Annotated in this window: 24 protein-coding genes; 5 read left to right on the forward strand and 19 right to left on the reverse strand. The window is 71.4% G+C overall.

What is annotated here, in order from left to right; all coding sequences use genetic code 11:
• Nucleotides 1-249: 249 nt before the first annotated feature.
• The gene (locus tag ACFYUS_RS18260) at nucleotides 250-1,155 is read left to right on the forward strand and encodes a 5'-3' exonuclease H3TH domain-containing protein (RefSeq protein ID WP_388853010.1); all 906 of its coding nucleotides are present in this window, start codon (nucleotides 250-252) and stop codon (nucleotides 1,153-1,155) included.
• Between the two features lie 199 nt (nucleotides 1,156-1,354).
• Entirely contained in the window at nucleotides 1,355-2,191 is an 837-nt protein-coding gene (locus ACFYUS_RS18265) for a siderophore-interacting protein (RefSeq protein ID WP_388852437.1), read from the forward strand.
• 55 nt (nucleotides 2,192-2,246) lie between these two features.
• Here the strand turns inward: ACFYUS_RS18265 and ACFYUS_RS18270 are convergent, their stop codons facing one another.
• The gene (locus ACFYUS_RS18270; protein ID WP_388852440.1) at nucleotides 2,247-2,897 is read right to left on the reverse strand and encodes a MerR family transcriptional regulator; all 651 of its coding nucleotides are present in this window, start codon (nucleotides 2,895-2,897) and stop codon (nucleotides 2,247-2,249) included.
• Between the two features lie 216 nt (nucleotides 2,898-3,113).
• Here ACFYUS_RS18270 and ACFYUS_RS18275 point away from each other — a divergent pair, with 216 nt between their 5' ends.
• On the forward strand, nucleotides 3,114-4,013 hold the full coding sequence (locus ACFYUS_RS18275) for a hypothetical protein (RefSeq protein WP_388852443.1): 900 nt from the start codon (nucleotides 3,114-3,116) through the stop codon (nucleotides 4,011-4,013).
• A 93-nt stretch (nucleotides 4,014-4,106) separates the two neighbouring features.
• Nucleotides 4,107-5,036, forward strand: coding sequence for an ADP-ribosylglycohydrolase family protein (locus tag ACFYUS_RS18280; RefSeq protein ID WP_388852446.1), 930 nt, complete (start codon nucleotides 4,107-4,109; stop codon nucleotides 5,034-5,036).
• A gap of 8 nt (nucleotides 5,037-5,044) precedes the next feature.
• On the opposite strand, the gene ACFYUS_RS18285 is transcribed toward ACFYUS_RS18280, so the two are convergent.
• The 13 genes from ACFYUS_RS18285 to ACFYUS_RS18345 form a co-directional block, all read right to left on the reverse strand.
• A complete protein-coding gene (locus ACFYUS_RS18285) occupies nucleotides 5,045-5,848 on the reverse strand; it encodes a class I SAM-dependent methyltransferase (RefSeq protein ID WP_388852449.1) in 804 nt (267 codons plus the stop codon).
• Nucleotides 5,849-5,885: 37 nt separating this feature from the next.
• Nucleotides 5,886-7,196, reverse strand: a complete 1,311-nt coding sequence (locus tag ACFYUS_RS18290) for a cytochrome P450 (RefSeq protein WP_388852452.1) — start codon at nucleotides 7,194-7,196, stop codon at nucleotides 5,886-5,888.
• A gap of 448 nt (nucleotides 7,197-7,644) precedes the next feature.
• Nucleotides 7,645-10,476: a DEAD/DEAH box helicase gene (locus ACFYUS_RS18295; protein WP_388852455.1), complete on the reverse strand. Its 2,832-nt coding sequence runs from the start codon at nucleotides 10,474-10,476 to the stop codon at nucleotides 7,645-7,647.
• 161 nt (nucleotides 10,477-10,637) lie between these two features.
• Entirely contained in the window at nucleotides 10,638-11,585 is a 948-nt protein-coding gene (gene tatC / locus ACFYUS_RS18300) for a twin-arginine translocase subunit TatC (protein ID WP_388852458.1), read from the reverse strand.
• Between the two features lie 59 nt (nucleotides 11,586-11,644).
• Entirely contained in the window at nucleotides 11,645-11,926 is a 282-nt protein-coding gene (tatA, locus tag ACFYUS_RS18305; RefSeq protein WP_388852461.1) for a Sec-independent protein translocase subunit TatA, read from the reverse strand.
• 185 nt (nucleotides 11,927-12,111) lie between these two features.
• Nucleotides 12,112-12,309 (reverse strand): hypothetical protein, encoded by a 198-nt coding sequence (locus ACFYUS_RS18310; protein ID WP_388852464.1) that lies wholly within the window; start codon nucleotides 12,307-12,309, stop codon nucleotides 12,112-12,114.
• Nucleotides 12,310-12,344: 35 nt separating this feature from the next.
• Nucleotides 12,345-12,608, reverse strand: a complete 264-nt coding sequence (locus ACFYUS_RS18315) for a hypothetical protein (RefSeq protein ID WP_388852467.1) — start codon at nucleotides 12,606-12,608, stop codon at nucleotides 12,345-12,347.
• Nucleotides 12,609-12,662: 54 nt separating this feature from the next.
• Entirely contained in the window at nucleotides 12,663-13,616 is a 954-nt protein-coding gene (locus ACFYUS_RS18320) for a helix-turn-helix transcriptional regulator (protein WP_388852470.1), read from the reverse strand.
• A 16-nt stretch (nucleotides 13,617-13,632) separates the two neighbouring features.
• Nucleotides 13,633-14,589, reverse strand: a complete 957-nt coding sequence (locus tag ACFYUS_RS18325) for a helix-turn-helix transcriptional regulator (RefSeq protein ID WP_388852473.1) — start codon at nucleotides 14,587-14,589, stop codon at nucleotides 13,633-13,635.
• 127 nt (nucleotides 14,590-14,716) lie between these two features.
• Nucleotides 14,717-15,094 (reverse strand): FKBP-type peptidyl-prolyl cis-trans isomerase, encoded by a 378-nt coding sequence (locus ACFYUS_RS18330; protein ID WP_189804520.1) that lies wholly within the window; start codon nucleotides 15,092-15,094, stop codon nucleotides 14,717-14,719.
• Nucleotides 15,095-15,151: 57 nt separating this feature from the next.
• Nucleotides 15,152-16,090 carry an FKBP-type peptidyl-prolyl cis-trans isomerase gene (locus ACFYUS_RS18335; protein ID WP_388852476.1) on the reverse strand — a complete coding sequence of 313 codons (939 nt, stop codon included), beginning with the start codon at nucleotides 16,088-16,090 and terminating at the stop codon, nucleotides 15,152-15,154.
• A gap of 117 nt (nucleotides 16,091-16,207) precedes the next feature.
• Nucleotides 16,208-17,569: a Pup--protein ligase gene (gene pafA / locus ACFYUS_RS18340; RefSeq protein WP_388852479.1), complete on the reverse strand. Its 1,362-nt coding sequence runs from the start codon at nucleotides 17,567-17,569 to the stop codon at nucleotides 16,208-16,210.
• A gap of 69 nt (nucleotides 17,570-17,638) precedes the next feature.
• Nucleotides 17,639-18,898 (reverse strand): MFS transporter, encoded by a 1,260-nt coding sequence (locus ACFYUS_RS18345; protein ID WP_388852482.1) that lies wholly within the window; start codon nucleotides 18,896-18,898, stop codon nucleotides 17,639-17,641.
• Nucleotides 18,899-19,022: 124 nt separating this feature from the next.
• Here ACFYUS_RS18345 and ACFYUS_RS18350 point away from each other — a divergent pair, with 124 nt between their 5' ends.
• Nucleotides 19,023-20,042, forward strand: coding sequence for a LacI family DNA-binding transcriptional regulator (locus ACFYUS_RS18350; RefSeq protein ID WP_388852486.1), 1,020 nt, complete (start codon nucleotides 19,023-19,025; stop codon nucleotides 20,040-20,042).
• Nucleotides 20,043-20,235: 193 nt separating this feature from the next.
• Here ACFYUS_RS18350 and prcA read toward each other — a convergent pair whose 3' ends face one another.
• From prcA to arc, 5 genes are all read right to left on the reverse strand, one after another.
• The gene (gene prcA / locus ACFYUS_RS18355; RefSeq protein WP_388852489.1) at nucleotides 20,236-20,988 is read right to left on the reverse strand and encodes a proteasome subunit alpha; all 753 of its coding nucleotides are present in this window, start codon (nucleotides 20,986-20,988) and stop codon (nucleotides 20,236-20,238) included.
• A gap of 54 nt (nucleotides 20,989-21,042) precedes the next feature.
• The gene (gene prcB / locus ACFYUS_RS18360; protein ID WP_388852492.1) at nucleotides 21,043-21,882 is read right to left on the reverse strand and encodes a proteasome subunit beta; all 840 of its coding nucleotides are present in this window, start codon (nucleotides 21,880-21,882) and stop codon (nucleotides 21,043-21,045) included.
• Between the two features lie 161 nt (nucleotides 21,883-22,043).
• Nucleotides 22,044-22,256, reverse strand: coding sequence for a ubiquitin-like protein Pup (locus tag ACFYUS_RS18365; protein WP_015032443.1), 213 nt, complete (start codon nucleotides 22,254-22,256; stop codon nucleotides 22,044-22,046).
• A 160-nt stretch (nucleotides 22,257-22,416) separates the two neighbouring features.
• Entirely contained in the window at nucleotides 22,417-23,928 is a 1,512-nt protein-coding gene (dop, locus tag ACFYUS_RS18370; RefSeq protein WP_388852496.1) for a depupylase/deamidase Dop, read from the reverse strand.
• A 190-nt stretch (nucleotides 23,929-24,118) separates the two neighbouring features.
• Nucleotides 24,119-25,885, reverse strand: a complete 1,767-nt coding sequence (gene arc, locus ACFYUS_RS18375) for a proteasome ATPase (protein WP_388852499.1) — start codon at nucleotides 25,883-25,885, stop codon at nucleotides 24,119-24,121.
• Nucleotide 25,886 lies beyond the last annotated feature (1 nt).

Raw genomic sequence — 25,886 nt, forward strand, 5'->3', positions numbered from 1 at the left:
AACGGCCTCACCACCCCCGCGCGGCAGGCCGTGGAGCGGGCGGGATCGGCCCGCGGGCCCGTCGCGTACGGGATTCCTTTTCGTTGAATCCCGTACCGGGTTCCGCTCCGGGCCCGCCCCTGCCCGGCTTCACCGGGTGCAAACGCGAAGGTGACGGGGGTCACGCGGGCGCCCGGGAAGGGGTCGGCGCGCGGAAGGCGGGGGACTGTCGGTGGGGTGCGGCATGATCGGGGGGTGACGCGACGCCTGATGCTCCTCGACACCGCCAGCCTCTACTTCCGCGCGTACTTCGGCGTGCCGGACTCCGTCCGGGCGCCGGACGGCACCCCGGTGAACGCCGTGCGCGGGCTGCTGGACTTCATCACCCGGCTCGTCCAGGACCACCGTCCCGACGACCTGGTGGCCTGCTGGGACGAGGACTGGCGGCCGCAGTGGCGGGTGGACCTGATCCCCTCGTACAAGGCGCACCGGGTGGCCGTGGAGACGGAGACGGGCCCGGACGAGGAGGAGGTCCCGGACACGCTGTCCCCGCAGGTGCCGGTGATCGAGGAGGTCCTCGCGGCGCTGGGCATCGCGCGGATCGGGGCGGCGGGGTACGAGGCGGACGACGTGATCGGGACGCTCGCGGGCCGCTCCGGGGGGCCCGTGGACATCGTCACCGGCGACCGCGACCTGTTCCAGCTGGTCGACGACGCCCGGGGCGTGCGCGTGCTGTACCCGCGCAAGGGCGTCGGCGACTGCGACCTGGTGGACGCGGAGCTGATCCGCACGAAGTACGGGGTGCGGCCCGACCAGTACGCGGACTTCGCGGCGCTGCGCGGGGACGCCAGCGACGGGCTGCCCGGGGTGAAGGGCATCGGCGAGAAGACGGCGGCGCAGCTGATCACGGAGTACGGGGACCTGGCGGGCGTCCGGGCGGCGGCGGAGGACCCGGCCTCGAAGCTGACGCCGGCGAAGCGGCGCGGGATCGTGGAGGCGGCGGCGTACCTGGACGTGGCGCCGACGGTGGTGCGGGTCGCCGCCGACGTGCCGCTCCCGGAGTTCGACCCGGCCCTGCCGGCCGCTCCGCGCGACCCTGCCGCCCTGGAGGCTCTGGTGAAGCGCTGGAACCTGGGGGGCGCGGTGGGACGCCTGCTGCCGGTCCTGGAGCGCTGACGGGTCCTGGAGCCCCGGCGGGTCCTGGAGCCCCGGCGGGTCCTGGAGCCCCGGCGGGGACGGCTGCGGACCGCACGGAACAGGGGCGGTCCACGGGAAGTCCACGGACGGTCCGTGGGCGGTCCGTCACCGCTCGAGCCGCCTCTTGCCACGGGATGCTAGCTTAGGCATACCTAAGTATGCAGAGTCAGGAGAGCCCGTGGCAGAGCAGCCGGCCCGCAAGGCACCGAAGGCCACCGAAGCACGTGTGGTGCACACCGAGCGGATCACCCCGCACATGGTGCGGATCGTGCTGGGAGGCCCCGGGCTCGACGGCTTCGCGGCGGACACGTACACCGACCACTACGTGAAGCTGCTCTTCGCCCCGGAGGGCGTCGGCTATCCGGAGCCGTTCGACATGGAGCGGATCCGGGCGGAGTTCCCCCGGGAGCAGTGGCCGACGACGCGGACGTACACGGTGCGGGCCTGGGACCCGGTCCAGCGCGAGCTGACGATCGACTTCGTGGTCCACGGCGACGAGGGCCTGGCGGGCCCGTGGGCGGCGCGCGCCCAGGCGGGCGAGACGGTGCGCTTCCTCGGCCCCGGCGGCGGCTACGCGCCGGACCCGGCGGCGGACTGGCACCTGCTCGCGGGCGACGAGAGCGCGCTGCCGGCGATCGCGGCGGCCCTGGAGCAGCTGCCCGCCGGCGCGCGGGCGCACGTCCTCGTCGAGGTTTCGGACGCGGCCGAGGAGCAGAAGCTCGCGACGGCGGCGGGCATAGAGGTCACGTGGCTGCACCGGGGCGAGCGCCCGGTGGGCGCGGCGCTGGTCGAGGCGGTCACGGCCCTGGACTTCCCGGCGGGTGACGTGCACGCCTTCGTCCACGGCGAGGCGGGCTTCGTGAAGGAGCTGCGCCGGCACCTGCGGCTCGACCGGGGCGTGGCGCGCGAGCGCCTGTCCATCTCGGGCTACTGGCGCCTGGGCAAGACGGACGAGGGCTGGCGCGCGATGAAGCGCGAGTGGAACGACCAGGTGGAACGCGAGCAGGAGAACTGACGAGCGGAAGAACCGAGACGAGGGGCCCGGGGCGGCGAAAGCCCCGGGCCCCTCGTCACTCCGCTCCCCCGCCCCGCGCCGTCCGGCCGAACGTGCTGTCCGAGGCATCCATGTGGGCCAGGCGGCGCAGCGCGGAGAAGATCACGTCGCCGAGGACCGTGCCGACGACCGCGCTCTCCACGAGCTCCTCCCGCGCCACATGGCGCGCGACGTAGTCCAGATCGGCCCGCGCCACCCTCTCCGCCGCTTCCGCGTACGCGTCCAGGACCTCGACGAACCGGCCGTGCCCGAGTTCGTCGAGCGCCACGAGGGCCGTCGCGAGGGCCTCCGACGCCGGACCTGAAGGGTCGGCGTGCCAGCCTCGCGCCGCGATCAGACCGGCGACCGTCTTCCGCGCCTCCTCGATGCCCTCTCCGGGCTCGCGCTCGTAGCGCGGCACCAGCGGCTTGGTCGCCGCGCCCAGCACGTCGTGCACCGGCTGCTCCGGGTCGTCGACCGCCGTGACCACGTCACGGATGCCCGCCACCGACAGGCCGCCCACATCGAGGAGCGCCCGGATCAGGCGGAGCCGCCGCACATGCGCCTCTCCGTACGAGGCCTGGTTCGGGCTCGTCAGTTCCCCGGCGGGCAGCAGTCCTTCCCGTACGTAGAACTTGATCGTCGGCACCGACACCCCGGTCGTACGACTCAACTCTCCGATGCGCACCGCGTGTTCACCTTCCCGGTCCTCTTTCGGTCTTGCCGACCGAGACCCCCATCATAGATAGTGGCGCTATCAGATAGCGGCAAGTGCCGCTATCCATAACTTCACGGGGGACCCTCTATGCCTTCTACGCCTCCTACGTCTTCACAGAGCTCTCCGACCCCACCCGCCGCCGCGCAGCCCCGGCTGCACCGCCCACTGGTCTGGTTCGCCGCCTCGATGGGCGTGCTCGCCGTCGTCTCCGCCGTCGGCATCGCCGTCGACGACCGGATGCTGGTCGGCGTCCCCATCTGGACGAAACCCTTCAAGTTCTCGGTCTCGTTCGTCGCCTACAGCCTCTCCCTGGCCTGGATGCTCTTGCTCCTCCCCCGCGGCCGACGGGCCGGCTGGTGGGCCGGGACGGTGATCGCCGTCGCCAGTGTCGTCGAGATGGCCCTGATCACCCTCCAGGTGATCCGCGGCACCCAGAGCCACTTCAACCAGGCGACCCCCTTCGACGCCGCCGTCTTCCAGACCATGGGCGCCACCGTCGTCGTGCTGTGGCTGGGCGCCCTGGTCATCGCCGTGCTCCTGCTCCGCGCCCGGATCCTCGACCGGGCCATGGCCTGGGCCGTCCGGCTGTCCTCCCTCATCGCCCTGGCGGGCGCCGGCATCGGCTTCCTGATGGTCCGTCCGACACCCGAGCAGCTCACCGCCGACAACCCGCCCCTCGTGGGCGCCCACAGCGTCGGCGTCCCCGACGGCGGTCCCTCGATGCCCCTCACCGGCTGGGCCACCACCGGCGGCGACCTGCGCGTCCCCCACTTCTTCGGCATGCACGCGCTCCAACTGCTCCCCCTCCTCCTGATCGCCCTCTCCGCCCTCGCCACCCGCTTCCCCTCCCTCACCCGCCTCGCCGACGAGCGCATACGCCTCCGCCTCACCCTCACCGTCTCCGCCACCTACGCCGCGACCTTCGCCCTCCTCACCTGGCAGGCCCTCCGCGGCCAGGCCCTGTCCGCCCCTGACACCACCACCCTCACCACCGCAGCCGCGATCCTCCTCCTGGCCTGCACCTCCACCGCCCTCTCCCTCCGCACCCCCACCACCCCCTCCCCCACCGAGAAGGTCGCGGCATGACCGGCCCCCTGCCCACCCGGGCGATGCCCGCCACCCCCGCACCGGAGAACTCCGACAGGACGCCGCTCCGCCCGGGCCGTCTACCCTGACCGGATGCCGGACATCGACCGGGCCGTGGGCGCCGTACTGGGTTCCGCCGTGGGTGACGCCCTGGGCGCGCCCTTCGAGTTCGGGCTGCCCGGCGTGTTCCGGGAGCGGTTCCCGGACGGGGTCGGGGAGCTGTGCGGGGGCGGCGGCTGGGACCCGGGCGAGGCGACGGACGACACCCAGATGGCCGTCCTCCTCGGGGAGTCGCTCCTCGAACGGGGCGGCCTCGACCTGCCGGACGTCTTCGACCGCTTCCGGCGCTGGGCGGCGGCCGACCCCAAGGACATCGGGCTCCAGACCGAGCAGGTCCTGACGAGCGGCGACACCTGGGACGTCGCGGCCGCGCTGCACTTCCAGATCAACGGCCGCGCCGCCGGGAACGGTTCACTGATGCGGGCCTCGACCTCGGCCGTGTACTTCGCGGCCCGGGGGCGGGAGGAGACGATGGCCGCCGCGCGCCGGATCGCCGCGCTGACGCACGGGGACGGCGCAGCCTGGGAAGGCACGGCGATCCTGCACGAACTGGTCCGGGTCGCCCTCCTCGGCGAGGACCCGCTCGCCGCCGTGCCCGCCACGCTGGCCGAGGTGGACCCCGCGCACCGGGAACGGTGGGCGACCGTACTCGCTCCCGGCTGGCACCCGGACGACGCGACCGAGTTCAACGGGGCGGTCTGGCCCTGCCTCGGCTCGGCGGTCTGGGCACTGCGCACCACGGCCTCCTTCGAGGAGGCCCTGGCCGCCGCGGTCGACCTGGGCGGCGACACCGACACCGTCGCCGCCGTGACCGGCACCCTCGCGGGCGCGGTGTACGGCCCCGGCGCCGTCCCCGACCGCTGGACGTCCCTCCTCCACGTCCCCCTCCCCGGCTTCGCCGGCCGGGTCCTGGGTGCCCCGGAGCTGCGGGACATGGCCGGGGCGCTGGCCGGGAGTCGGTGAGCGGTCGGTCAGAGGGCGGTTCGTCTGCGGGCCGTCAGTTGGAAGAGGCGGGCGGTGTGCATGTAGGGGGCTCGGGCTGTCGTGGCGAGTTCCAGGCGTTCGAGGTCGGCGTAGTAGGCCGGGTCGTACTTGAGCGCGTCGTCGGTGAGGTAGTCGCAGAAGCTGCGGATGCCGTAGTGCCGCACGTCCCGGCAGCCGAGGTCGCCGAGGACCGGGATGATCTCCTCCGCCGTGTGGAGGGTCAGCTCGGAGTCGAACATCTCGGTCCGGAGCCGGTCGCTGTCGAGTGCGGCCAGGGCCGCGGCGGGGTCCAGTCGCCGGACGGCGACGTTCAGGGGCGCCGAGTGCCGGTTGATCGCCATCACGGAGAACAGTCCTCCCTCCTTCAACGGGGCGAGCGCCGTGCCGAGGGTGCCGGGCACGTCGTCCACGTACTGCAGGAGGTTGTGGCACAGCACCACGTCGAAGCCGCCCGCGGCGACGTCGGCCGGCAGCGCGTGGACATCGGCCCGGACGCACGTCACCCGTTCCGACAGTCCCCGCTCCGCGGCCCGCGCCTCGGCGGCTGCCAGCATCGCCGGCGCGAGGTCGACGACGGTGACGTGGTGCCCCCGCGCGGCGAGCCGCATCGCGTCACCGCCGTCACCGCCCGCGAGGTCGAGGATCCGCAGCGGCCCGCCCCCGGGGCCGTCGCCGAGGTGACGCATGAGGTTCGCCTCGGCGAGCGTGTACCGCAGGCGGCCCCAGGGGGCTTCCTGCCACTCCTGCCAGGTGTCCATCGCGGTGTCGAACTTCTCGGGATCTTGAGCCATCCCGCGACGATAACCGTCCGTCAGGAGCGGCCGGACCTCACTTCCGCGCGCGGACCGTGGCCAGGACGTCGCGGTCCGGCTGGAGGGTGAGACTGGGGACCGGACGTATCTCCTCGGCGGTGAGGTCCAGGTCGTAGCGGCGGGCGAGGACCGCGAGGACGAGGACGGACTCGACGAGGGCGAAGCGGGTGCCCAGGCAGACGCGGGGCCCGCCGCCGAAGGGGTACCAGGCGTACTCCGGTATCTCCTCCGCCGGTGCGCCGTCCTCCCCGGTGAGCCAGCGCTCGGGCCGGAAGGCCTCCGGGTCCCCGTACCAGCGGGGGTCGCGGTGGGTGGCCCACTGGCTGGACCAGACGCGGGTCCCGGCGGGGACGGGAGCTCCGCCGAGGGTGGCGCCCTCCTTGGCTATGCCGGTCAGGAGCCAGATCGTGGGGTAGAGGCGCAGGGTCTCCTTGATGACGGCCTGGGTGTAGGTGAGGGAGGCGTAGTCGTCGTGGCCGGGCTCGTGGTCGGCGAGGACGCGGTCGAGCTCCTCCGTGAGGGCGTCGCGGACCCGGGGGTTGCGGGAGAGGAGGTACCAGGCCCAGACGAGGGTGGAGCTGGTGGTCTCGTGGCCGCCGATGTAGAGGGTGACGGTCTCGTCGCGGATCTCCTGGTCCGAGAGGGGCGCGCCCGTCTCGTCCCGGGCGGCGAGCAGCCGGCTGAGAAGGTCGGGGCGCTCCGTGTCCCCGTCCCGGTGGCGGGAGACGACGCGGGAGACCTCCGCGTCGATGACCGCGGTCGCGCGCTTGATGCGGGCGCGCCCCGGAGTGGGCACCCAGTCGGGCAGCACCGCTCCGATGCCGCTGAACTCGGCGCCGATCTCCTGCTGGGCGATGTCCATCGCCCTCCCGATGGCGTCGGCGTCGGCGGCGGTGTCGACACCGAAGATGGTGCGGACCGCGATGAGTTGGGTGAGGGCGGCCATCTCCTTCTTGATGTCGACCTGCTGCCCGTCGACCCATCGGTCGGCGAGGTCGACGGCGCACTCCGTCATGGTCGCCGCGTAGGACCGGACCTGCTTGGGGCGGACGGAGGGCTGGACGAGGGAACGCTTGCGCCGCCAGTCGGCTCCCTTGGAGACGATGACGCCGTTGCCGAGGAGGGTGCGGAAGGCGATGCCGAGGTCCGGCTGGTCGAAGCTGCGCTCGATCTCGGTGAGGAGTTCCCCGACCGCGTCGGGGTGGGCGATGAAGAGGGACCGCTTGCCGCCGAAGCGCCAGCGGACGAAGTCCCCTCGCTCCCGGAGCTGTTCGAAGAAGGCGAGGGGGTCCTTGCCGAAGGCGGGAAGGTTGCCGAGGAGGGGCACGCCCCGCGGCCCGTCGGCGAAGACCGGAGGCGGCGGCGTCCGCGTCTCCCCCGAAGACCGGCCCGGCGCACTCCCCGAGACCTGCCCCGGCTCATGCCCCGACGCCCGCCCCGAAGACTGCCCCGGCTCACGCCCCGACGCCCGCCCCGAAGACTCCCCCGAAGCCTGCCCCGACGGCCCCTTCGGCTGCCCCGAAGACTCCCCCGACACCCGCCCCGACGGCCCCTTCGGCTGCCCTTCGTCTCGTTCCCCGGCGTCCGGACCGGCCTGCGTGGTCATTGCGCGTCCCCTCCCCAACCGACGTCCCCTGCTTGCGAGTCCATGCAAGCGGAAGGGCCGGTCCCCGCGCCACCCCTGTGGACGACGACCTGTGGACAACTCCTGTCGGCAGCATGCCAAGGGGCCCGCGGCGCACCCGCCACGGGCCCCTTCGCCGACCGACGATCCGTCAGCCGACCGAGCTGTAGGCCACGACACCGCGCAGCAGCGAGTCCACCGCCTTGCGGGCGTTCTTGGCGACCGTGCTGTTCTCCTTGGGCGCCGCCGCCGCGATCTGGCCGAGCACGTCGATCACCTGCTTGCACCAGCGGACGAAGTCGCCCGCGGGCATCTCCGCCTCGCGGAGCACCTCGTCGAGGCTCTTCTCGGAGGCCCACTGGTAGGCGGCCCAGGCGAAGCCGAGGTCGGGCTCGCGCTGGCCGACGCCGCCCTCCGCCTGGTTGATCTTGAACTCCCCTTCGAGGGCGTCCAGCCGGCCCCAGATCCGGACCATCTCACCGAGCGCGGCCTTGGCGTTGCCCGTGGGCAGCTTGGGCGCGACGGCGTCGTCGGCCTGCCGCGCCTCGAAGACCAACGCCGAGACGCAGGCGGCGAGTTCGGCCGGGGTGAGGCCCTCCCAGACACGGTCGCGGAGGCACTCGCTCGCCAGCAGGTCGAGCTCGCCGTAGAGCCGGGCGAGCCGCTTGCCGTTGTCGGTGACCTCGTCCCCGCGCAGGTAGTCGAGCTCGGTGAGGAGCGCGACGATCCGGTCGAAGGTGCGGGCGATCGTGTTGGTGCGGCCCTCGATGCGCCGCTCCAGCTGCTGGGTGTCGCGCTGGAGACGGTGGTAGCGCTCGGCCCAGCGGGCGTGGTCCTCGCGCTCGTCGCAGCCGTGGCAGGGGTGCGCGCGGATCTCGGTGCGCAGCCGGGCGATCTCGCGGTCGTCGGCGGCCGCGGCGCGCTGCCGGCGGTGGCGCTCGGGGTTGATGTGCCCGGCCTTGCTCCGCAGGGCGGAGGCGAGGTCGCGACGGGACTGCGGGGAGCGCGGGTTGAAGGACTTGGGGATCCTCATGCGCTCCAGCGCCTCGACCGGCACCGGGAAGTCGATGGAGGCGAGCCTCTTGACCTGCCGCTCGGCGGTGAGGACGAGGGGGCGCGGCCCGTCGTGGTGCTCGAAGCCGCGGTGGCCGTTGGTCCGGCCGGCCGGGATGCCGGGGTCGAGGACGAGGGCGAGGCCCGCGAACTTGCCGGTGGGGACGTGGATGACGTCGCCGGGCTTGAGCTTCTCCAGGGAGCTCGCGGCCTGGGCGCGGCGCTGGGCGGCGCCCTGCCGGGCCAGTTCGGTCTCGCGGTCCTTGAGGTCGCGGCGCAGCCGCGCGTACTCCTCGAAGTCCCCGAGGTGGCAGGTCATGCCCTCGCGGTAGCCCTGGAGCCCTTCCTCGTTCCGCTGGACCTGGCGCGAGATGCCCACGACGGAGCGGTCGGCCTGGAACTGGGCGAAGGAGGTTTCGAGCAGCTCGCGGGAGCGGTGCCGGCCGAACTGCTCGACGAGGTTGACCGCCATGTTGTACGAGGGCTTGAAGCTGGAGCGCAGCGGGTACGTGCGCGTGCCGGCCAGTCCGGCGAGGTGGCCGGGGTCGAGTCCGCGCTGCCAGAGCACGACGGCGTGGCCCTCGACGTCGATGCCGCGGCGGCCGGCGCGGCCGGTGAGCTGGGTGTACTCACCGGGGGTGATGTCCGCGTGCTGCTCGCCGTTCCACTTGACGAGCTTCTCCAGGATCACCGTGCGCGCGGGCATGTTGATGCCGAGCGCGAGGGTCTCGGTGGCGAAGACGGCCTTGACGAGGCCGCGGACGAAGAGCTCCTCGACGACCTCCTTGAAGGTGGGGAGCATGCCGGCGTGGTGGGCGGCGATGCCCCGCTCCAGGGCTTCGAGCCACTCGTAGTAGCCGAGGACGTGGAGGTCCTCGGTGGGGATCGCGGCGGTGCGCGCCTCGACGATCTCGCGGACGCGCAGCCGCGCCTCGTCGTCGTTGAGCCGGAGTCCGGCGTAGAGGCACTGCTGGACCGCGGCCTCGCAGCCGGCACGGCTGAAGATGAAGGTGATGGCGGGCAGCAGCCCCTCGGCGTCGAGGCGCTCGATGACCTCGGGGCGGCCGGGGGTCCAGATGCGGGAGCGCTGGCGGCGCTCGCGCTCGCGGTCGGCCTCGCGGACCATCTTGCCGCGGCGGCGCTCGCGCGGGTTGTACGTGCGCGTGTTCTCGGTGCGGGCGAGGCGGAGGAGGTCGGGGTTGACCTCGCGCCGGGACGCGCCGCGGCCGCCGTGGTCGGTCTCCTCCTCGAAGAGGTCGTACATCCGGCGTCCGGCGAGGACGTGCTGCCAGAGGGGTACGGGGCGGCTCTCCGAGACGATGACCTCGGTGTCGCCGCGGACGGTGTCGAGCCAGTCGCCGAACTCCTCGGCGTTGGACACGGTCGCGGAGAGCGAGACGAGGGTGACCGATTCGGGGAGGTGGATGATCACTTCCTCCCAGACGGCGCCGCGGAAGCGGTCGGAGAGGTAGTGGACCTCGTCCATCACGACGTATCCGAGGCCGGAGAGGGCCTGGGATCCCGCGTACAGCATGTTGCGGAGGACCTCGGTCGTCATGACGACGATCGGGGCGTCGCCGTTGACGCTGTTGTCACCGGTGAGCAGTCCGACCTTGTCGTTGCCGTACCGCTTGACGAGGTCGGCGTACTTCTGGTTCGACAGCGCCTTGATGGGGGTCGTGTAGAAGCACTTGCGGCCCTGGGTGAGGGCGAGGTGGACGGCGAACTCGCCGACGATGGTCTTGCCGGAGCCCGTGGGCGCGGCGACGAGCACGCCCTTCCCCGCTTCGAGCACCTGGCAGGCCTCGATCTGGAAGGGGTCCAGTCCGAAGTCGTACAGCTCGCGGAAGGGGGCCAGTGCGGTGGCCTGCTCGGCGTTGCGCGCGAGGGCGGCCGCGTACGCCTGGGCTGGTGTGAGGTCCTCTGTCATCTTGTTGTCGAGCCTACCCGCCACCTGTGACAGTGACGCGATCTTTATCGAGGGGATGTGGAGGGCTCGGTTCCGGAGGGCGAAATCCCTGGTCACGAGGAAGGTCCCCCCGGACGGCGTCCGGGGGGACCTTGGAAGACCAGCCGAGGGGCCCTACGGGATCAGGTGATGTCGTCGTACCCGTTGAGCCGCTGGGCGCCCGTCCCGCCGTACTCCCCGGTGGCCTGCTCGGGCAGGGCACGGGCGGCGCTCACGGGTTCGATGGCGCCGACGGCCTCGGGAGTGAGGTCGAGCGAGGAGGCCTCGTCGTCGTCGAGCTCGGCGTCGGGGTTGCCGCGCTTGCGTCGCCGGTCGTTGAGGAGGGAGAAGGCGACGGCCCCGAAGTACAGGATCGTGATCGGTCCGGCGAGGGCGATCATGCCGACGGGGTCGGTGGTCGGGGTGATCACGGCGCCGAAGATGAAGACGCCCATGATCACGCCGCGCCACCAGCCGGCCATGCGGCGGCCGGAGAGGACACCGGTGAGGTTGAGCATCACCAGGACGAGCGGGAGCTCGAAGGCGAGGCCGAACACGAGCACCATGCGCAGGGTGAAGTCGAGGACGTCGTTCAGCGCCAGCAGGTTCGCGGAACCCTCGGGCGTGAGGCTGATGAGGACCTTCACGCTGACGGGGAGGATGAGGTACGCGAGGTAGGCACCCGCGCCGAAGAGCGGCACGGCCGCGCCGACGAAGGCGTACGTGTACCGCTTCTCGTTCTTGTGCAGCCCGGGCGCGATGAAGGCCCAGAGCTGGTAGAGCCAGATGGGACTGGCGACGACGAGACCTGCCGTCAGGGACACCTGGATCGTCGTGCTGAAGGGGGCCATCAGCGTGTTGAAGGTGACGGTCGCGCAGTTGCCGCCGTCGCTGGTGACGCCCGGAGGGCATCTGGGCACCGACCGCGCCAGGAAGTTCAGGAGCTCCTCGCTGTACACGAGGGCCACGATCGTCACTGCCGTGATGGCGAGGAGACCCTTCGCCAGTCGGTTGCGGAGTTCACGCAGGTGCTCCACGAGGGGCATCCGGCCCTCGGGATCCTTCTCCTGCTTGCGGGCAGACTTGAGCAACCCACGTCCTCATCTCATGCGGCAGCCGCCGCACGGTGCGGCGGCCGCGGCGGACCGGGTCAGCGCTTGGTGGTGTCCGAGGGCTCGGCCACGGGACGCGCGCTGGTCACGTCGCCGGGAGCGGCCTGGATGGTGCGCGCGGCGGGCTCCTGCGTCCCGGCCTGCGGCGGGTCGGCGGGGGCGCTCTGCTGGTCGTCCGCCTTCATCGCCTTGGCCTCGCTCTTGAGGATGCGGGCCGACTTGCCCAGCGAGCGGGCCATGTCGGGAAGCTTCTTGGCGCCGAACAGGAGGATGACGACGACGAGAATGAGGATGATCTCGGTGGGGCCGAGCCTACCCATAGCTGTTTACCTTCTTCACCGAGGCGACATGGAGTGCGTGCCCGGCGGGTCGGACATGCGTCCGGCCACCGCGCTGCCTGCGATCGTAACCCGCAGGAGTAAACGCGGGGCAATGCCCGTGCATACTCCCGATTGCGCCCCACGGGAGCTGACCGGGGCCGCTTCGTGCAGCGTACGGCACGGACTCAGCGGAGTGACTCACCGGTCCGGGCGAGGCCGACGGCGGCGGTTTCGAGCTCTTCGGCGGCCCGCTGGATCCGCTCTGTGGTGTGGGCCACCTGACGGCCGAGGCGCTGGACCTCCAGGAAGACCTTGACGGCGAGGACGCCGAGGACGGCGATGCCGAGGAAGCCGAGGGCGATGGCGAGCATGGGCCAGAACATGTGCTGAGCCTAGACGTTACGGGCGCACGGGTCGTTCAGACGGTGGTGTGGAGGCGCAGGGTGCGGACTCCGCCGCCGGTGAGGAGTTCGACGATGCGCTCGCCTGCGGGCTTGCGGACGGAGCTGCCGCACTCGGGGCATGTGAAGGAGTAGAAGGTGGTGCGGCGGCTGGCCCCGATGGCCAGGCGCAGGGAACTCGCGGAGAGTTCGAAGCGCGAGCGGCAGTCGGGGCAGGCGGCCTTGAAGAGGACCGGGGCCATGGACGCCGCAAAATCATGCATCGCGGACATCTCCCTCATCTCTCTCTCGACTCTGGCATCACGTCAGTATCAGCGTCCCCGGCGCGGGGAACGTCACACGTTCTCGTACGCGGCGAGCGCGGCGGCCGCCGCCGTCCTCGCGCTGTCGGCCAGCTCCGCCGGCGCGACGATCCGCCCGTCGCTGCCGAGCCGCAGCGCCAGCCTGCGCAGCGAGGCCGGGTCCGGCGTCCGCAGCGTGATCCGCAGCCCGCCGTCCGGCAGCTCCTCGGCCCGGTCGTGCGGGTAGTACTCGGCGACCCAGCGTCCGCCGGGCCCCACCTCGACCACGACCTCCGGGTCGTCGGCCGACGGGTGGACCAGGCCCTCGGAGAGGTCGCGCAGCTCCAGCTCCGGCGGCGCCGCGTGCTCGTCGAGGATCCGGATCTCGACGACCCGGTCGAGCCGGAAGGTGCGGCGCGCCTCGGAGAGCCGGCACCACGCCTCCATGTAGGTGTGGCCGACGGCGAAGAGCCGGATCGGGTCGACCTCGCGTTCGGTGAGCTCGTCGCGCGCGGGCGAGTAGTACCGCACCCACAGGCGCCTGCGCTCCGAGATGGCCCGGTCGACCTCGGCGAAGACCCCGCCCTCGGACTCGAAGGTCACCGAGAGCCGGGCGCTGGCCCCGGCGGCCTCGCCGGCCGCCGCCTCCAGCTTGGCGGTCGCGCGCAGAAGGGCGTCCCGGTCGCCCTCCCGGAGCCCCGGCAGGGTCGCGACGGCCCGGGCGGCGACGAGCAGCGCGGTCGCCTCGTCGGCGGCGAGCCGCAGCGGCTCCGCGACGTCGTCGGGGTTGTGCCACCAGATCCGGTCGCCGTCGGTGTCGATGTCGAGGAGGTCGCCACCCCGGAAGCTGGTGCCGCACATGGGCAGCACGTCCAGGTCGGAGATCAGCTCGTCCTCGGTGATCCCGAAGGCGCGCGCCACGTCGGCGACGTGGGCGCCGGGGCGCTCACGGAGATAGGTGACGAGGGAGAGCATCCGCCTCGTCTGGTCGATCGCGTTGGCAGCCATGCGGTACGTCTTCCCCTCAGCCCTTGGCCACGGCGCGCAGCCGCTCCACCACATCGGCCCGCAGGTCGGCGGGTTCCAGTACGACGACGTCGGGGCCGAACTCGACGAGCCAGGCGTCGAGCCCGTGCCCGTACGGGATCTCAAGATCGTCCCAGCCGTCGTCACCCTCGGTCACGGCCTGGGCGCGGGCCCGCAGCGGATAGCCGCAGCCGGCGCGGAGCCGGATCCGCGCGGAGCGGGTGGCGGTCTCGCCGGCCCAGCTCTCGACGGTCTCCCGGACGGTCACGACGTCGGGCACGGGCGCGGTGAAGGCGCCGGCCCGGGAGCGGACCCTGCCGGTGATGCGGGAGAGCCGGAAGACGCGCTCGGCGCCGCGGTCGCGGTCCCAGCCGGCCAGGTACCAGTGGCCGCGCCAGCATTCGAGGGTCCAGGGCTCGACGTGGCGGGTCTCGGGGCGGGCGGCGTTGGCCTTGCGGTAGTCGAAGACGACGGGCCGGCGGTCGCGGCAGGCCAGCATGAGCGGCTCGAAGGCGGCCTCGCGGACCGGGATGCGCGGTTCGAGGGCGCTGGGCTGGGTCTCGTACGAGTCCTCCGCCTCGGGCATGCCGGCGGCGCGGAGCTTCTGGAGGGCGCCGCTGGCGGCCCCGGCGAGCCGGGCCTGCTGCCACACCTTGGCGGCCAGGCCGAGCGCGGCGGCCTCCTCGGCGTCGAGGGTGATCGGCGGCAGCCGGTTGGAGTCGCGGCGGGCGAGGTAGCCCGTCTCGCCCTCCAGGTTCTCGACGGTCTCGATGACCAGGCCGAGCTCGCGGAGGTCGTCCTTGTCCCGCTCGAACATGCGGTTGAAGGCGTCGTCGCCGCTCGCCTCCATGTAGGCCTCGATGGAGCCGCGGAGCTCCCGCTTGCTCAGCGGGCGACGTGTCCCGAGCAGGCACAGCGCGAGATTCATCAGCCGCTCGGACTTGGCAATCGCCATCGACGCCCCGCACCCTTCCGCCGGTTCCACTTCTCCGACGTCCGACCGTACCGCCCCGGGGTGTCGGGACCAAAGCCGAGGGCCCCCGCCGCGAACGGCGGGGGCCCTCGGAGGGACCTGGATCAGGTCAGCCCTTCACGGCCACGAGGTCGCAGACGAAGATCAGCGTCTCGCCCGGGGCGATCGCGCTGCCGGCGCCACGGTCGCCGTAGGCGAGGTGCGCGGGGATGATCAGCTGGCGGCGGCCGCCGACCTTCATGCCCTGGACGCCCTGGTCCCAGCCCGCGATGACCTGGCCGACGCCGAGCTTGAACTCGAGCGCGCTGCCGCGGTTCCAGGAGGCGTCGAACTCCTCGCCGGTGGAGAAGGCCACACCCACGTAGTGGACCTGCACGAACTGGCCGGCCTTGGCGACCTCGCCGTCACCCTCCCAGAGGTCCTTGATCTCCAGGTCCTTCGGCGGCTCGCCACCCGGGAAGTCGATCTCGGGCTTCTCGATGCTCACTGAACTGCTCCTCAAACCGATGAACCGCGCGACGATGAACCGCGCGAAGGGACAGTCTTACACCTTCGCCAGGATGTCCACGGCGAAGACCAGCGTGGAGTTCTTCGGAATGCCCTGCTGCTCCTTGTCGCCGAACGCCTCCGACGGCGGGGCGACGATCAGGACGCGGCTGCCGATCTTCTTGCCGACCAGACCGTCCTTGAGGCCCTTCAGCGTCAGCTGCGGGAGCGGGAAGTTCGCGGGCTTGCCCGTGGTGTAGGTCGAGTCGAAGACCTTGCCGTCCTTCCACAGGGCGGCGACGTAGTTCACGACGACCGTGTCGGTGGCCTTCACGGCCTCGCCCTTGGACTCCAGCACGTAGTTCGAGACGAGCTTGGTCGGCGGGTCGGTCTTCGGCACGGTCAGCGAGGGCTGCTTGCCGTCGGTGTTCGTACCGACCTTCGGCAGGTTCTTGTCGTCCTGGGCGACCGGGGTGCCCGTGGCGGACTTCGGGATCGTCACGGCCTTCAGGATGTCCACGACGAAGACGAGGGTGGCGTTGGGCTTGATGTCGCCCTGGCCCTGCGCGCCGTAACCGAGCTCCGGCGGGATGCCGATCTCGATGCGGCTGCCGACCTTCTGGCCCTCCAGGCCCTGGTCCCAGCCCTTGATGACCTGGCCGGCGCCCAGCGTGAGGTTGAAGGGCTGACCGCGGTCGAAGCTGTTGTCGAAGGGGGTGGTCTCGTCCCACTCCTGACCCAGGTAGTTGACCGAGAGCGCGTCGCCCTTCTTCGTCACCGCGCCCGTGCCCTCGCTGATGACGTTGACCTTGAGTTCCTTGGGCGGGTCACCCTCGCCCTTGGCGAGGGTCGGCTTCTCCCCGAACTTCTGCCCCGCGGTGATGGTGGGCAGCCCGTTCGTCATCGAGGCGGAATCGGAGCCCTTGTCGTCGCTGCCGCAGGCCGCTGTGGAGAGCAGCAGCAGCGGGACGACGAGAAGGCCGGCAAGTCGGCGCACGTGTTCCTCAGATCTCAGACGGCACAGTAGTTGTGCCGACACTCTAGGCGTTCCTCCTGTCACGTCGAGGGCCCCGCACGCCGAACGTGCGGGGCCCGACGGGTCGATACGACCTGATCACATTCCGGCGATCAGCTTTTCCACCCGGTCGTCGACGGAGCGGAACGGGTCCTTGCACAACACCGTGCGCTGTGCCTGGTCGTTGAGCTTGAGGTGGACCCAGTCGACGGTGAAGTCCCGCCGCTGCTCCTGCGCGCGGCGGATGAAGTCGCCGCGCAGCCGGGCCCGAGTGGTCTGCGGGGGCACCGACTTGCCCTCGAAGATCTTCAGGTCGTTGCAGACGCGGGCCGCCTGCCCGTTCTTCTGGAGCAGGTAGTACAGCCCGCGACGACGGTGGATGTCGTGGTAGGCGAGGTCTATCTGCGCGACCCTCGGGTTCGACATGGTCATGTTGTGCTTGGCCCGGTACCGCTCGATGAGCTTGTACTTCATGACCCAGTCGATCTCGGTCTCGATCCGGTCGAGCTGCTCGCTCTCGATCGCGTCGAGCGTACGGCCCCACAGCTCCAGGACCTGGGCGACCGTGCCGGAGCGGATGCCGCGGCGGTCGACGAAGTCCACGGCCTTCTCGTAGTACTCGCGCTGGACCTCCAGGGCGGAGGCCTCCCGGCCGCTGGCGAGCCGGACCTTGCGCTGGCCCGTGATGTCGTGGCTGACCTCGCGGATCGCCCGGATCGGGTTCTCCAGGGTCAGGTCGCGCATCACGGTGCCCGCCTCGATCATGCGGAGCACGAGGTCGGTCGCGCCGACCTTGAGCAGCATGGTCGTCTCGGACATGTTGGAGTCGCCGACGATGACGTGCAGCCGGCGGTAGCGCTCGGCGTCGGCGTGCGGCTCGTCCCGGGTGTTGATGATGGGCCGCGAGCGGGTGGTGGCCGAACTGACGCCCTCCCAGATGTGCTCGGCACGCTGGGAGACGCAGTAGACCGCGCCACGCGGGGTCTGGAGGACCTTGCCCGCGCCGCAGATGAGCTGCCGCGTCACGAGGAAGGGAATGAGGATGTCCGCGAGCCGGGAGAACTCCCCGTGGCGGGCGACGAGATAGTTCTCGTGGCAGCCGTAGGAGTTTCCGGCCGAGTCGGTGTTGTTCTTGAAGAGGTAGACGTCGCCCGCGATTCCCTCCTCGTGCAGGCGGCGTTCGGCGTCGACGAGCAGACCCTCGAGAATGCGCTCGCCGGCCTTGTCGTGGGTGACCAGTTCGGTCACGTTGTCGCATTCCGGTGTGGCGTATTCCGGATGCGAACCCACGTCGAGGTACAGGCGGGCGCCGTTCCGCAGGAAGACATTGCTGCTGCGGCCCCATGACACGACACGGCGGAAGAGGTAGCGCGCCACTTCGTCAGGAGACAGTCGGCGCTGTCCCCTGAACGTGCACGTGACGCCGTACTCGTTCTCCAGCCCGAAAATGCGGCGGTCCATGTCTGAACATTACGCCTGACGGCGTGCGCTGAAACCGGGTTGGACGTTCCCGTTTCGATCATTTTCCGATCAGTGCGTGTTCTTTTCGGTGTGTACGCCGGTGAGAACCGTCTCGCCGTCGGCGTGTCGCGCCGTTCCACCGGGGCGGAGGACCCGCCCCGTGGCCAGGAGGACGAGCAGCGCGACGAGACCGCCCGCACCGGCCACGGCGAACCCGGCCGTCGTTCCGGCCAGTTCGACAGCCGGTCCCGCGACGGCGGAGCCGAGGGCCGCGCCGACGCCGAAGGTGGTGACGAGCCACGAGAAGGCCTCGGTGACCGTGCCGCTCGGGGCGTGCCGGTCGACCACGATGAAGGCGCAGGCGAGGACGGGGGCGAGGAAGAACCCGGAGAGCACCGAGAGGCCGGTCATGGCGAGGGGGCCGGGGGTGAGCATGAGCGGCAGGTAGCAGACCGCGAGGAGGCCCACGAGGACCCGCAGCCGCCGCTCGGGCGCCCCGGACCACTGCCGGGCGCCGTAGAGGACGCCGCCGGCCAGCGCGCCGAGGCCGAGGGCGGCCATCAGCCAGCCGTACACGGACGGCGCGCCCCGGTCGTCGGCGTAGGCGACGGCGGCGACCGTGATGGAGCCGAGGGCGAGGCCGACGAAGAAGAACGAGCCGAGGAGGACGAGGAGCCCGGGCGAGCGCAGGGCCCCCAGCCAGTGCGCCTCGCGGGCCGCGGAGCGCCAGGTGCGGGACGGCTCGGAGAGGACGACGGCGAGGGCGCCGAGGACCCCCAGGACGTTGATGACGAGGAGGGCGGCGGCGGGCGACCACAGGGCGACCAGGAGGGTCACCAGGAGCGGGCCCACGGTGAACATGACCTCCTGCGCGACCGCGTCGAGCGCGTACGCCCGGTGGACCCGGTCCTCGCGGCCCAGGACGCTCGGCCACAGGGCGCGCAGCCCGCCTTCGAGCGGCGGGGTGAAGAGCCCGGCGACGACGACGGCGGCGTAGGCGAGGGCCAGGTGGCCGATGCCGGTGAGGGCGAACAGGGCCATGCCGAGCGCGGAGAGGACGGCCGCGGGCAGCTGGACGCGGGGCTGGCCCTTGAGGTCGACGGCGCGGCCGAGGAGCGGCTGTCCGACGGCGTTGGAGACGCCGTAGGCCGCGATCAGCCCGCCGGCCAGGCTGTAGCTGCCGCCCAGGTCCCGGACGAACAGGGTCATGGCGATGGGGCCGGTGCCGTTGGGCAGGCGCCCGACGAGGGTCCCGGCGAGCAGCCGGGCGGCGTGCGGGGCCCGGAGGATGTCGAGATAGCCGCCGTGCGCGGGGGCCTCGGTGGCCATGGTGGGTCTCCCCTCTGCCCCGGTCACTCCGAGGTTTTACGTATAACGTCCGAGGTCATACGTACCATGTCGACCGTACGCGGGTCCACCCCGCACCCCGGAACCGTCCGACGCGGAGGCTTGTGTGCAGACCCCGGAACCGATCGGCGGCACCCGCCCCACCAGCCGGGACGTGGCGCGGGTCGCGGGGGTCTCCCAGGCCACCGTCTCCCTGGTCCTCGGCGGCAAGTGGCGCGGCCGCGTCTCCGAGCGCACCGCCGGGGCCGTCCGGGAGGCCGCCTCCGAGCTCGGCTACCGCCCCAACCTGGCCGCCCGCAACCTCCGCCTCGGGCGCACCCGCACGGCCCTCCTGGTCGTCCCGGCCCTCACCAACGAGTTCTTCGCCCACGTCTACACGGGCGCCGCCGCCACGGCCGCGGAGCACGGGTTCGGCGTCGTGCTCTACCCCTCCCCCGACGGCCTGGGCCCCGCCCGCGACCCCTTCGCCTCGGCGCAGGCCGCCCTGGACGGCATCATCGCCTCCTCCATGGCGACCGACGCCCTGGAGGCCTTCCGCGGCGGCGACCTCCCGCTCGTCATGCTCGACAGCGACCCGGCCGCCCCGGGCGCCGCCGCCCATGTGAACCTCGACGTCGCCGACGGCATGCGCCGGGTCACCGAGCACCTGCTCGCCCTCGGCCACCGCCGCTTCCTCCACCTCGCGTCCGCGGCCCCGTCCTGGACCTTCGACGTGCGGGCCGAGGCGCTCTCCCGCGCCCTGCGCGGCGCGGAGGTGCGCACCGTGCGGTCGCCGCTGAACGTCACGGACGCCTGGGAGGCCGCGGGTGCGGCCCTCGCCGCCCCCGGCGCCCGGCCCACGGCGGTGATCTGCGACGACGACATCCTCGCGGCCGGCGTCTGCAAGGCCGCGCGCCGGCTCGGCCTGCGGGTCCCCGAGGACCTCTCGGTCACCGGCTTCGACGACATGGCCCTGGCGACCGTGCTGGAGCCCGAGCTGACCACGGTCCGGCTGCCCGCCGAGGAGTTCGGACGGCGGGGCATGGAGGCGCTCCTCGCCGTTCTGGCGGGCGAACGGCCCGAGCCGGTCGCCCTGTCCGTCGCCCTCGTTCCCCGTGGCTCCTCGGGGCCGGCACCGGCCTCCTGAGCCCGAAAACGCCGAGGGGTGCCCGGGCCCGCGCCCGGGGCCCCCGGCCCCCCCGGGGGGGACCCCCCAAAACCCCGGCGGCCCCGCCCCGGGGGGGGGCGGGCACCCCCCCCCCCCCGCCGCCGCCCCCCTAAAACGCCGGGGGGTCCCGGTCCGCTCGCGAGCGGACCGGGACCCCTCGGGGCGGAACCGACTACTCCTCGGGCGCCTCGTCCGAGGGCTCGTCCGTCCTCGCCACCGCCGCGTCGTCCGCCTCCAGGAGGCGGGACAGCTGACGGCCGACGATCCGCTTGAACTTGCGCTGCTGCGGGCGCGTGCGGTCCAGGACCGCCACCTCCAGGCGCTCCGCGGGGATCTCCCGCTCGGTGCCGTTGGTGTCCCGCGAGAGCGCCTGCACGGCCAGCTTCAGGGCTTCGGCCAGCGACATGCCGTCCCGGTGGCGCTGGTCCAGGTAGGAGCTGATCTGCTCGGCGTTCCCGCCGACCGCGACCGAGCCGTGCTCGTCCACGATCGAGCCGTCGTGGGGCAGCCGGTAGATCTGGTCGCCCTCCGGCTCGCTGCCGACCTCGGCGACGACGAGCTCCACCTCGTAGGGCTTCTCCCCCGCGCTGGAGAAGATCGTGCCCAGGGTCTGGGCGTAGACGTTGGCCAGGCCGCGCGCGGTGACGTCGTCCCGGTCGTAGGTGTAGCCCCGCAGGTCGGCGTAGCGCACACCGCCGATGCGGAGGTTCTCGTACTCGTTGTACTTGCCGGCGGCCGCGAAGCCGATCCGGTCGTAGATCTCGCTGAACTTGTGGAGTGCGCGCGAGGGGTTCTCACCGACGAAGACGATGCCGTCGGTGTACTGGAGGACGACGAGGCTGCGGCCGCGGGCGATGCCCTTGCGGGCGTACTCGGCCCGGTCGGCCATGGCCTGCTGGGGTGAGACATAGAACGGCGTGGACACCGGCTACCGTCCCTTTCTTCCGGTCTGAAGGGCTTGTACGGGCGACGAGACAGGTCAGAGCAGAGCGGCGCGCGGTCCTTCCGGCTGCTCCAGACGCCGTTCGGTGACCGAACGCGCCAGCTCGGACGACTCCTCCTCGGTCAGCCTGCGGAAGCCCTCGTCGGTGATGACGGTGACGATCGGGAAGATGCCGCGGGCCAGGTCGGGACCACCGGTCGCCGAGTCGTCGTCCGCCGCGTCGTACAGCGCCTGCACCACCAGCGTGGTGGCCTGCTCCTCGGACAGGTCGGCGCGGTACAGCTTCTTCATCGAACCGCGCGCGAAGATCGAGCCGGAGCCGGTGGCGGCGAAGCCGTGCTCCTCGGAGCGGCCGCCGGTCACGTCGTACGAGAAGATCCGGCCCTTCTCCCTGCTCTCGTCCCAGCCCGCGAAGAGCGGCACGACGGCGAGGCCCTGCATGGCCATGCCCAGGTTGCCCCGGATCATGGTGGAGAGACGGTTCGCCTTGCCCTCCAGGGAGAGCGTGGCGCCCTCGACCTTCTCGAAGTGCTCCAGCTCCAGCTGGAAGAGCTTGACCATCTCGACGGCGAGACCGGCGCTGCCGGCGATGCCGACCGCGGAGTACTCGTCGGCCGGGAACACCTTCTGCATGTCCCGCTGCGCGATCATGTTGCCCATGGTGGCCCGCCGGTCACCGGCGAGCACGACGCCCCCCGGGAACGTGGCGGCCACGATGGTGGTGCCGTGCGGCGCCTCGACGATCCCCTCGGGGAGCTTCCGGTTCCCCGGGAGCAGCTCCGGCGAGTGATCCGCCAGGAAGTCCATGAACGAGGACGAGCCCGGCGTCAGGAAGGCCGCCGGCAGACGCCCGGTGCTACGAGGGTTGGCTTCCACGCGATTCCTTCCGGGTGGGAGAGTCGGCCCGCCGTGCGCTGCACGAGCCGATCTTGAATGCTGTGCACGGACCTTACCCGTGCCACCGCTTGTCATCCGTCCCCGGACCCACGGCTTTCTCCGGGGCTCCGGGGACGGAGGACGACAGGCGCGTGGGGCGGCTACTCGCCGCCCTTCTGAACGAAGGAGCGCACGAAGTCCTCTGCGTTCTCCTCGAGGACGTCGTCGATCTCGTCCAGGACGGAGTCCACGTCGTCGCTCAGCTTCTCCTGGCGTTCCTTGAGGTCGGAGCTCGCCTCGGTGGTGGTCTCCTCGACCTCCTCCGTGGATCGCGTCGCCTTCTGCTGTCCGCCGCCGGTGTCCTTGGTCGCCATATCCCTCACCCCGCTCGAATCGGCCCGCTCGGTTGAGTCCGTACAAGATCAGACCCTATCGGTCGGGTCTGACTTCGGCCCCGCAGTTTCCACAACGCCCGGGCACTGATTCCATGATTCCCAGTGCCGGGGTATTTCAGGCCCGCGCCGGGCCCTCGGTTCAGCCGCCGGAAAGCACGCGGACGAGTTCCTCGGCGGTCCGGCAGCGGTCCAGGAGCGATTTCACGTGCGCCTTGGTGCCGCGCAGCGGCTCCAGGGTCGGGACGCGCTGGAGGGAGTCGCGGCCGGGCAGGTCGAAGATCACCGAGTCCCAGGAGGCCGCGGCGACGTCGTCGGCGTACTGCTCCAGGCAGCGGCCCCGGAAGTAGGCCCTGGTGTCCTCCGGAGGCGCCGTCTCGGCCCGCACGACCTCGGCCTCGTCCAGGAGCCGCTTCATGCGCCCGCGGGCCACCAGGCGGTTGTAGAGGCCCTTCTCGGGGCGTACGTCCGCGTACTGGAGGTCCACCAGGTGCAGCCGGGCCGCGTCCCAGTCCAGGCCGTCGCGGCGGCGGTAGCCCTCCATGAGCTCCCGCTTGGCGACCCAGTCCAGCTCGCCGGCGAGGCTCATCGGGTCGGTCTCCAGGCGTCCCAGGGTGTCCTCCCAGCGCGTGAGGACGTCCTTGGTCTGCTCGTCGGCGTCCGCGCCGTACCGCTCCTCCACGTACTTCCTGGCCAGCTCGTAGTACTCCATCTGGAGCTGGACCGCGGTCAGCGTCCGGCCGCTGCGGAGCGTGACCAGGTACTGGAGGGTCGGGTCGTGCGAGACGTGGTGCAGGGTGCGGACCGGCTGGTCGACGGCGAGGTCGACGGTGATGAAGCCGTCCTCGATCATCGAGAGGACGAGGGCGGTGGTGCCGAGCTTGAGGTAGGTGGAGATCTCCGAGAGGTTCGCGTCGCCGATGATCACGTGCAGGCGGCGGTACTTCTCGGCGTCCGCGTGCGGCTCGTCTCGGGTGTTGATGATGGGCCGCTTGAGGGTGGTCTCCAGGCCCACCTCGACCTCGAAGTAGTCGGCGCGCTGGCTGAGCTGGAAGCCGTTCTCCCGGCCGTCCTGGCCGATGCCGACCCGTCCCGCGCCGGTCACGACCTGGCGGGAGACGAAGAAGGGGGTCAGGTGGCGCACGATGTCCGAGAAGGGGGTCTCCCGCTTCATCAGGTAGTTCTCGTGCGTGCCGTAGGAGGCGCCCTTGTTGTCGGTGTTGTTCTTGTAGAGGTGGATGGGCTGGGCCCCGGGGAGCTGGGCGGCGCGCTCGGCCGCCTCCGCCATGATCCGTTCGCCGGCCTTGTCCCAGAGGACGGCGTCGCGCGGGTTGGTGACCTCGGGAGCGCTGTACTCGGGGTGGGCGTGGTCCACGTAGAGCCGGGCCCCGTTGGTGAGGATCACATTGGCCAGGCCGATGTCCTCGTCGGTGAGCTGGCTGGAGTCGGCCACCTCGCGGGCGAGGTCGAAGCCGCGGGCGTCCCGCAGCGGGTTCTCCTCCTCGAAGTCCCAGCGGGCGCGGCGCGCCCGGTGCATCGCCGCCGCGTAGGCGTTGACGATCTGGGACGAGGTGAGCATGGCATTGGCGTTCGGGTGTCCGGGGACGGAGATCCCGTACTCCGTCTCGATGCCCATTACTCGCCGTACGGTCATGCGGCCCTCCTTGCCCGGCGGCGCTCACTGTGCGCGGCTCGGCGGTACCGAAGAGCCTAGAGCGGCTCCGCGCTGGTGGGGAGATCGGTTGCAGTATTTCCCTGTTTCCCTGTGGTGCCGGGGGAAATGCTGGGTGGAACGCGTCGGCTGCGGATGCCCGGTTTCCGGACATCCGCAGCCGGTGGGCGTTTTACAGGTACTGACCGGTATTGGCCACCGTGTCGATGGAGCGTCCGGTGTCCGCGCCCTGCTTTCCGGTGACGAGCGTGCGGATGAACACGATCCGCTCGCCCTTCTTTCCGGAGATACGGGCCCAGTCGTCGGGGTTGGTGGTGTTGGGCAGGTCCTCGTTCTCCTTGAACTCGTCCACGCACGCCTGGAGGAGGTGGGAGACCCGGATGCCCTTCTGGTTGTGGTCGAGGAAGGCCTTGATGGCCATCTTCTTGGCCCGGTCGACGATGTTCTGGATCATCGCGCCGGAGTTGAAGTCCTTGAAGTACAGGACTTCCTTGTCGCCGTTCGCGTACGTGACTTCGAGGAAGCGGTTCTCCTCGGATTCCGCGTACATCTGCTCGACGACCGACTGGATCATTCCGTGGGCGGCGGCGGCCTTCGAGCCGCTGTGCTCGGAGATGTCGTCCGAGTGGAGCGGCAGGCTCTCCGTGAGGTACTTCGCGAAGATGTCCTTCGCCGCCTCCGCGTCCGGACGCTCGATCTTGATCTTGACGTCGAGCCGGCCGGGCCGCAGGATCGCGGGGTCGATCATGTCCTCGCGGTTGGAGGCGCCGATGACGATGACGTTCTCCAGGCCTTCCACGCCGTCGATCTCGGCGAGCAGCTGCGGGACGATGGTGTTCTCCACGTCCGAGCTGACACCGGATCCGCGGGTGCGGAAGAGGGATTCCATCTCGTCGAAGAAGACGATGACGGGGGTGCCCTCGCTCGCCTTCTCCCGGGCACGCTGGAAGACGAGGCGGATGTGCCGCTCGGTCTCGCCGACGTACTTGTTGAGGAGCTCGGGGCCCTTGATGTTGAGGAAGTAGGACTTCCCCGCAGGCTGACCGGTCACCTCGGCGACCTTCTTGGCCAGGGAGTTGGCCACGGCCTTCGCGATCAGCGTCTTGCCGCAGCCGGGCGGCCCGTAGAGCAGGATGCCCTTGGGCGGCCGCAGTTCGTGCTCCTTGAAGAGGTCCGGGTAGAGGTAGGGGAGCTCGACCGCGTCGCGGATCAGCTCGATCTGGTTGCCCAGACCGCCGATCTTGTCGTAGTCGACGTCCGGGACCTCTTCCAGAACGAGCTCTTCGACCTCGCTCTTGGGGACCACCTCGTAGACGTAGCCGGACCTGGAGTCGAGCAGCAGGGCGTCGCCGGCGCGGATGGTGACGTCCAGCAGAGGCTCGGCGAGCCTCACCACCCGCTCCTCGTCGGTGTGCCCCACCACCAGGGCGCGCTCGCCGTCCTCGAGGATCTCCTTGAGGGTGACGATGTCCCCGGCCCGCTCGAACTCCATGGCCTCGACCACGTTGAGCGCTTCGTTGAGCATGACTTCCTGGCCGCGCTTGAGCTCTTCGAGCTCGATGCTCGGGCTGACGTTCACCCGGAGCTTGCGGCCTCCTGTGAAGATGTCGCAGGTGCCGTCCTCATTGGCCTGCAGGAAGACACCGAAGCCGGCCGGCGGCTGCGCGAGCCGGTCGACCTCTTCCTTGAGGGCCACGATCTGGTCGCGGGCCTCACGGAGCGTGTTCGCCAGGCGTTCGTTCTGCGCGGACACGCCGGCCAGGTTGGTCTGCAGCTCGACGATCCGCTCTTCGAGAATCCTCGTGTGGCGCGGAGAGTCGGCGAGCTTGCGGCGCAGGACGGCGATTTCCTGCTCGAGATAGGCAACCTGACCGGCGGGGTCTTCAGACCCCCGCCCCGGCCGGATGCCGCGGTTGATGTCGTCGTCGTGGGCTGCCACG

It is taken from the genome of Streptomyces sp. NPDC004284 (genome assembly GCF_042874035.1).
Taxonomy (GTDB): domain Bacteria; phylum Actinomycetota; class Actinomycetes; order Streptomycetales; family Streptomycetaceae; genus Streptomyces.

Coding starts and splice junctions, on each gene's coding strand:
- ACFYUS_RS18280 (WP_388852446.1), top strand. CDS start 4,107: ATGCCGGACATCGACCGGGCCGTGGGCGCCGTACTGGGTTCCGCCGTG.
- ACFYUS_RS18275 (WP_388852443.1), top strand. CDS start 3,114: ATGGGCGTGCTCGCCGTCGTCTCCGCCGTCGGCATCGCCGTCGACGAC.
- ACFYUS_RS18295 (WP_388852455.1), bottom strand. CDS start 10,476: ATGACAGAGGACCTCACACCAGCCCAGGCGTACGCGGCCGCCCTCGCG.
- ACFYUS_RS18365 (WP_015032443.1), bottom strand. CDS start 22,256: ATGGCGACCAAGGACACCGGCGGCGGACAGCAGAAGGCGACGCGATCC.
- tatA (WP_388852461.1), bottom strand. CDS start 11,926: ATGGGTAGGCTCGGCCCCACCGAGATCATCCTCATTCTCGTCGTCGTC.
- dop (WP_388852496.1), bottom strand. CDS start 23,928: ATGACCGTACGGCGAGTAATGGGCATCGAGACGGAGTACGGGATCTCC.
- ACFYUS_RS18325 (WP_388852473.1), bottom strand. CDS start 14,589: ATGGCGATTGCCAAGTCCGAGCGGCTGATGAATCTCGCGCTGTGCCTG.
- ACFYUS_RS18315 (WP_388852467.1), bottom strand. CDS start 12,608: ATGAGGGAGATGTCCGCGATGCATGATTTTGCGGCGTCCATGGCCCCG.
- ACFYUS_RS18310 (WP_388852464.1), bottom strand. CDS start 12,309: ATGTTCTGGCCCATGCTCGCCATCGCCCTCGGCTTCCTCGGCATCGCC.
- ACFYUS_RS18260 (WP_388853010.1), top strand. CDS start 250: ATGCTCCTCGACACCGCCAGCCTCTACTTCCGCGCGTACTTCGGCGTG.
- ACFYUS_RS18320 (WP_388852470.1), bottom strand. CDS start 13,616: ATGGCTGCCAACGCGATCGACCAGACGAGGCGGATGCTCTCCCTCGTC.
- ACFYUS_RS18285 (WP_388852449.1), bottom strand. CDS start 5,848: ATGGCTCAAGATCCCGAGAAGTTCGACACCGCGATGGACACCTGGCAG.
- pafA (WP_388852479.1), bottom strand. CDS start 17,569: ATGGACCGCCGCATTTTCGGGCTGGAGAACGAGTACGGCGTCACGTGC.
- ACFYUS_RS18345 (WP_388852482.1), bottom strand. CDS start 18,898: ATGGCCACCGAGGCCCCCGCGCACGGCGGCTATCTCGACATCCTCCGG.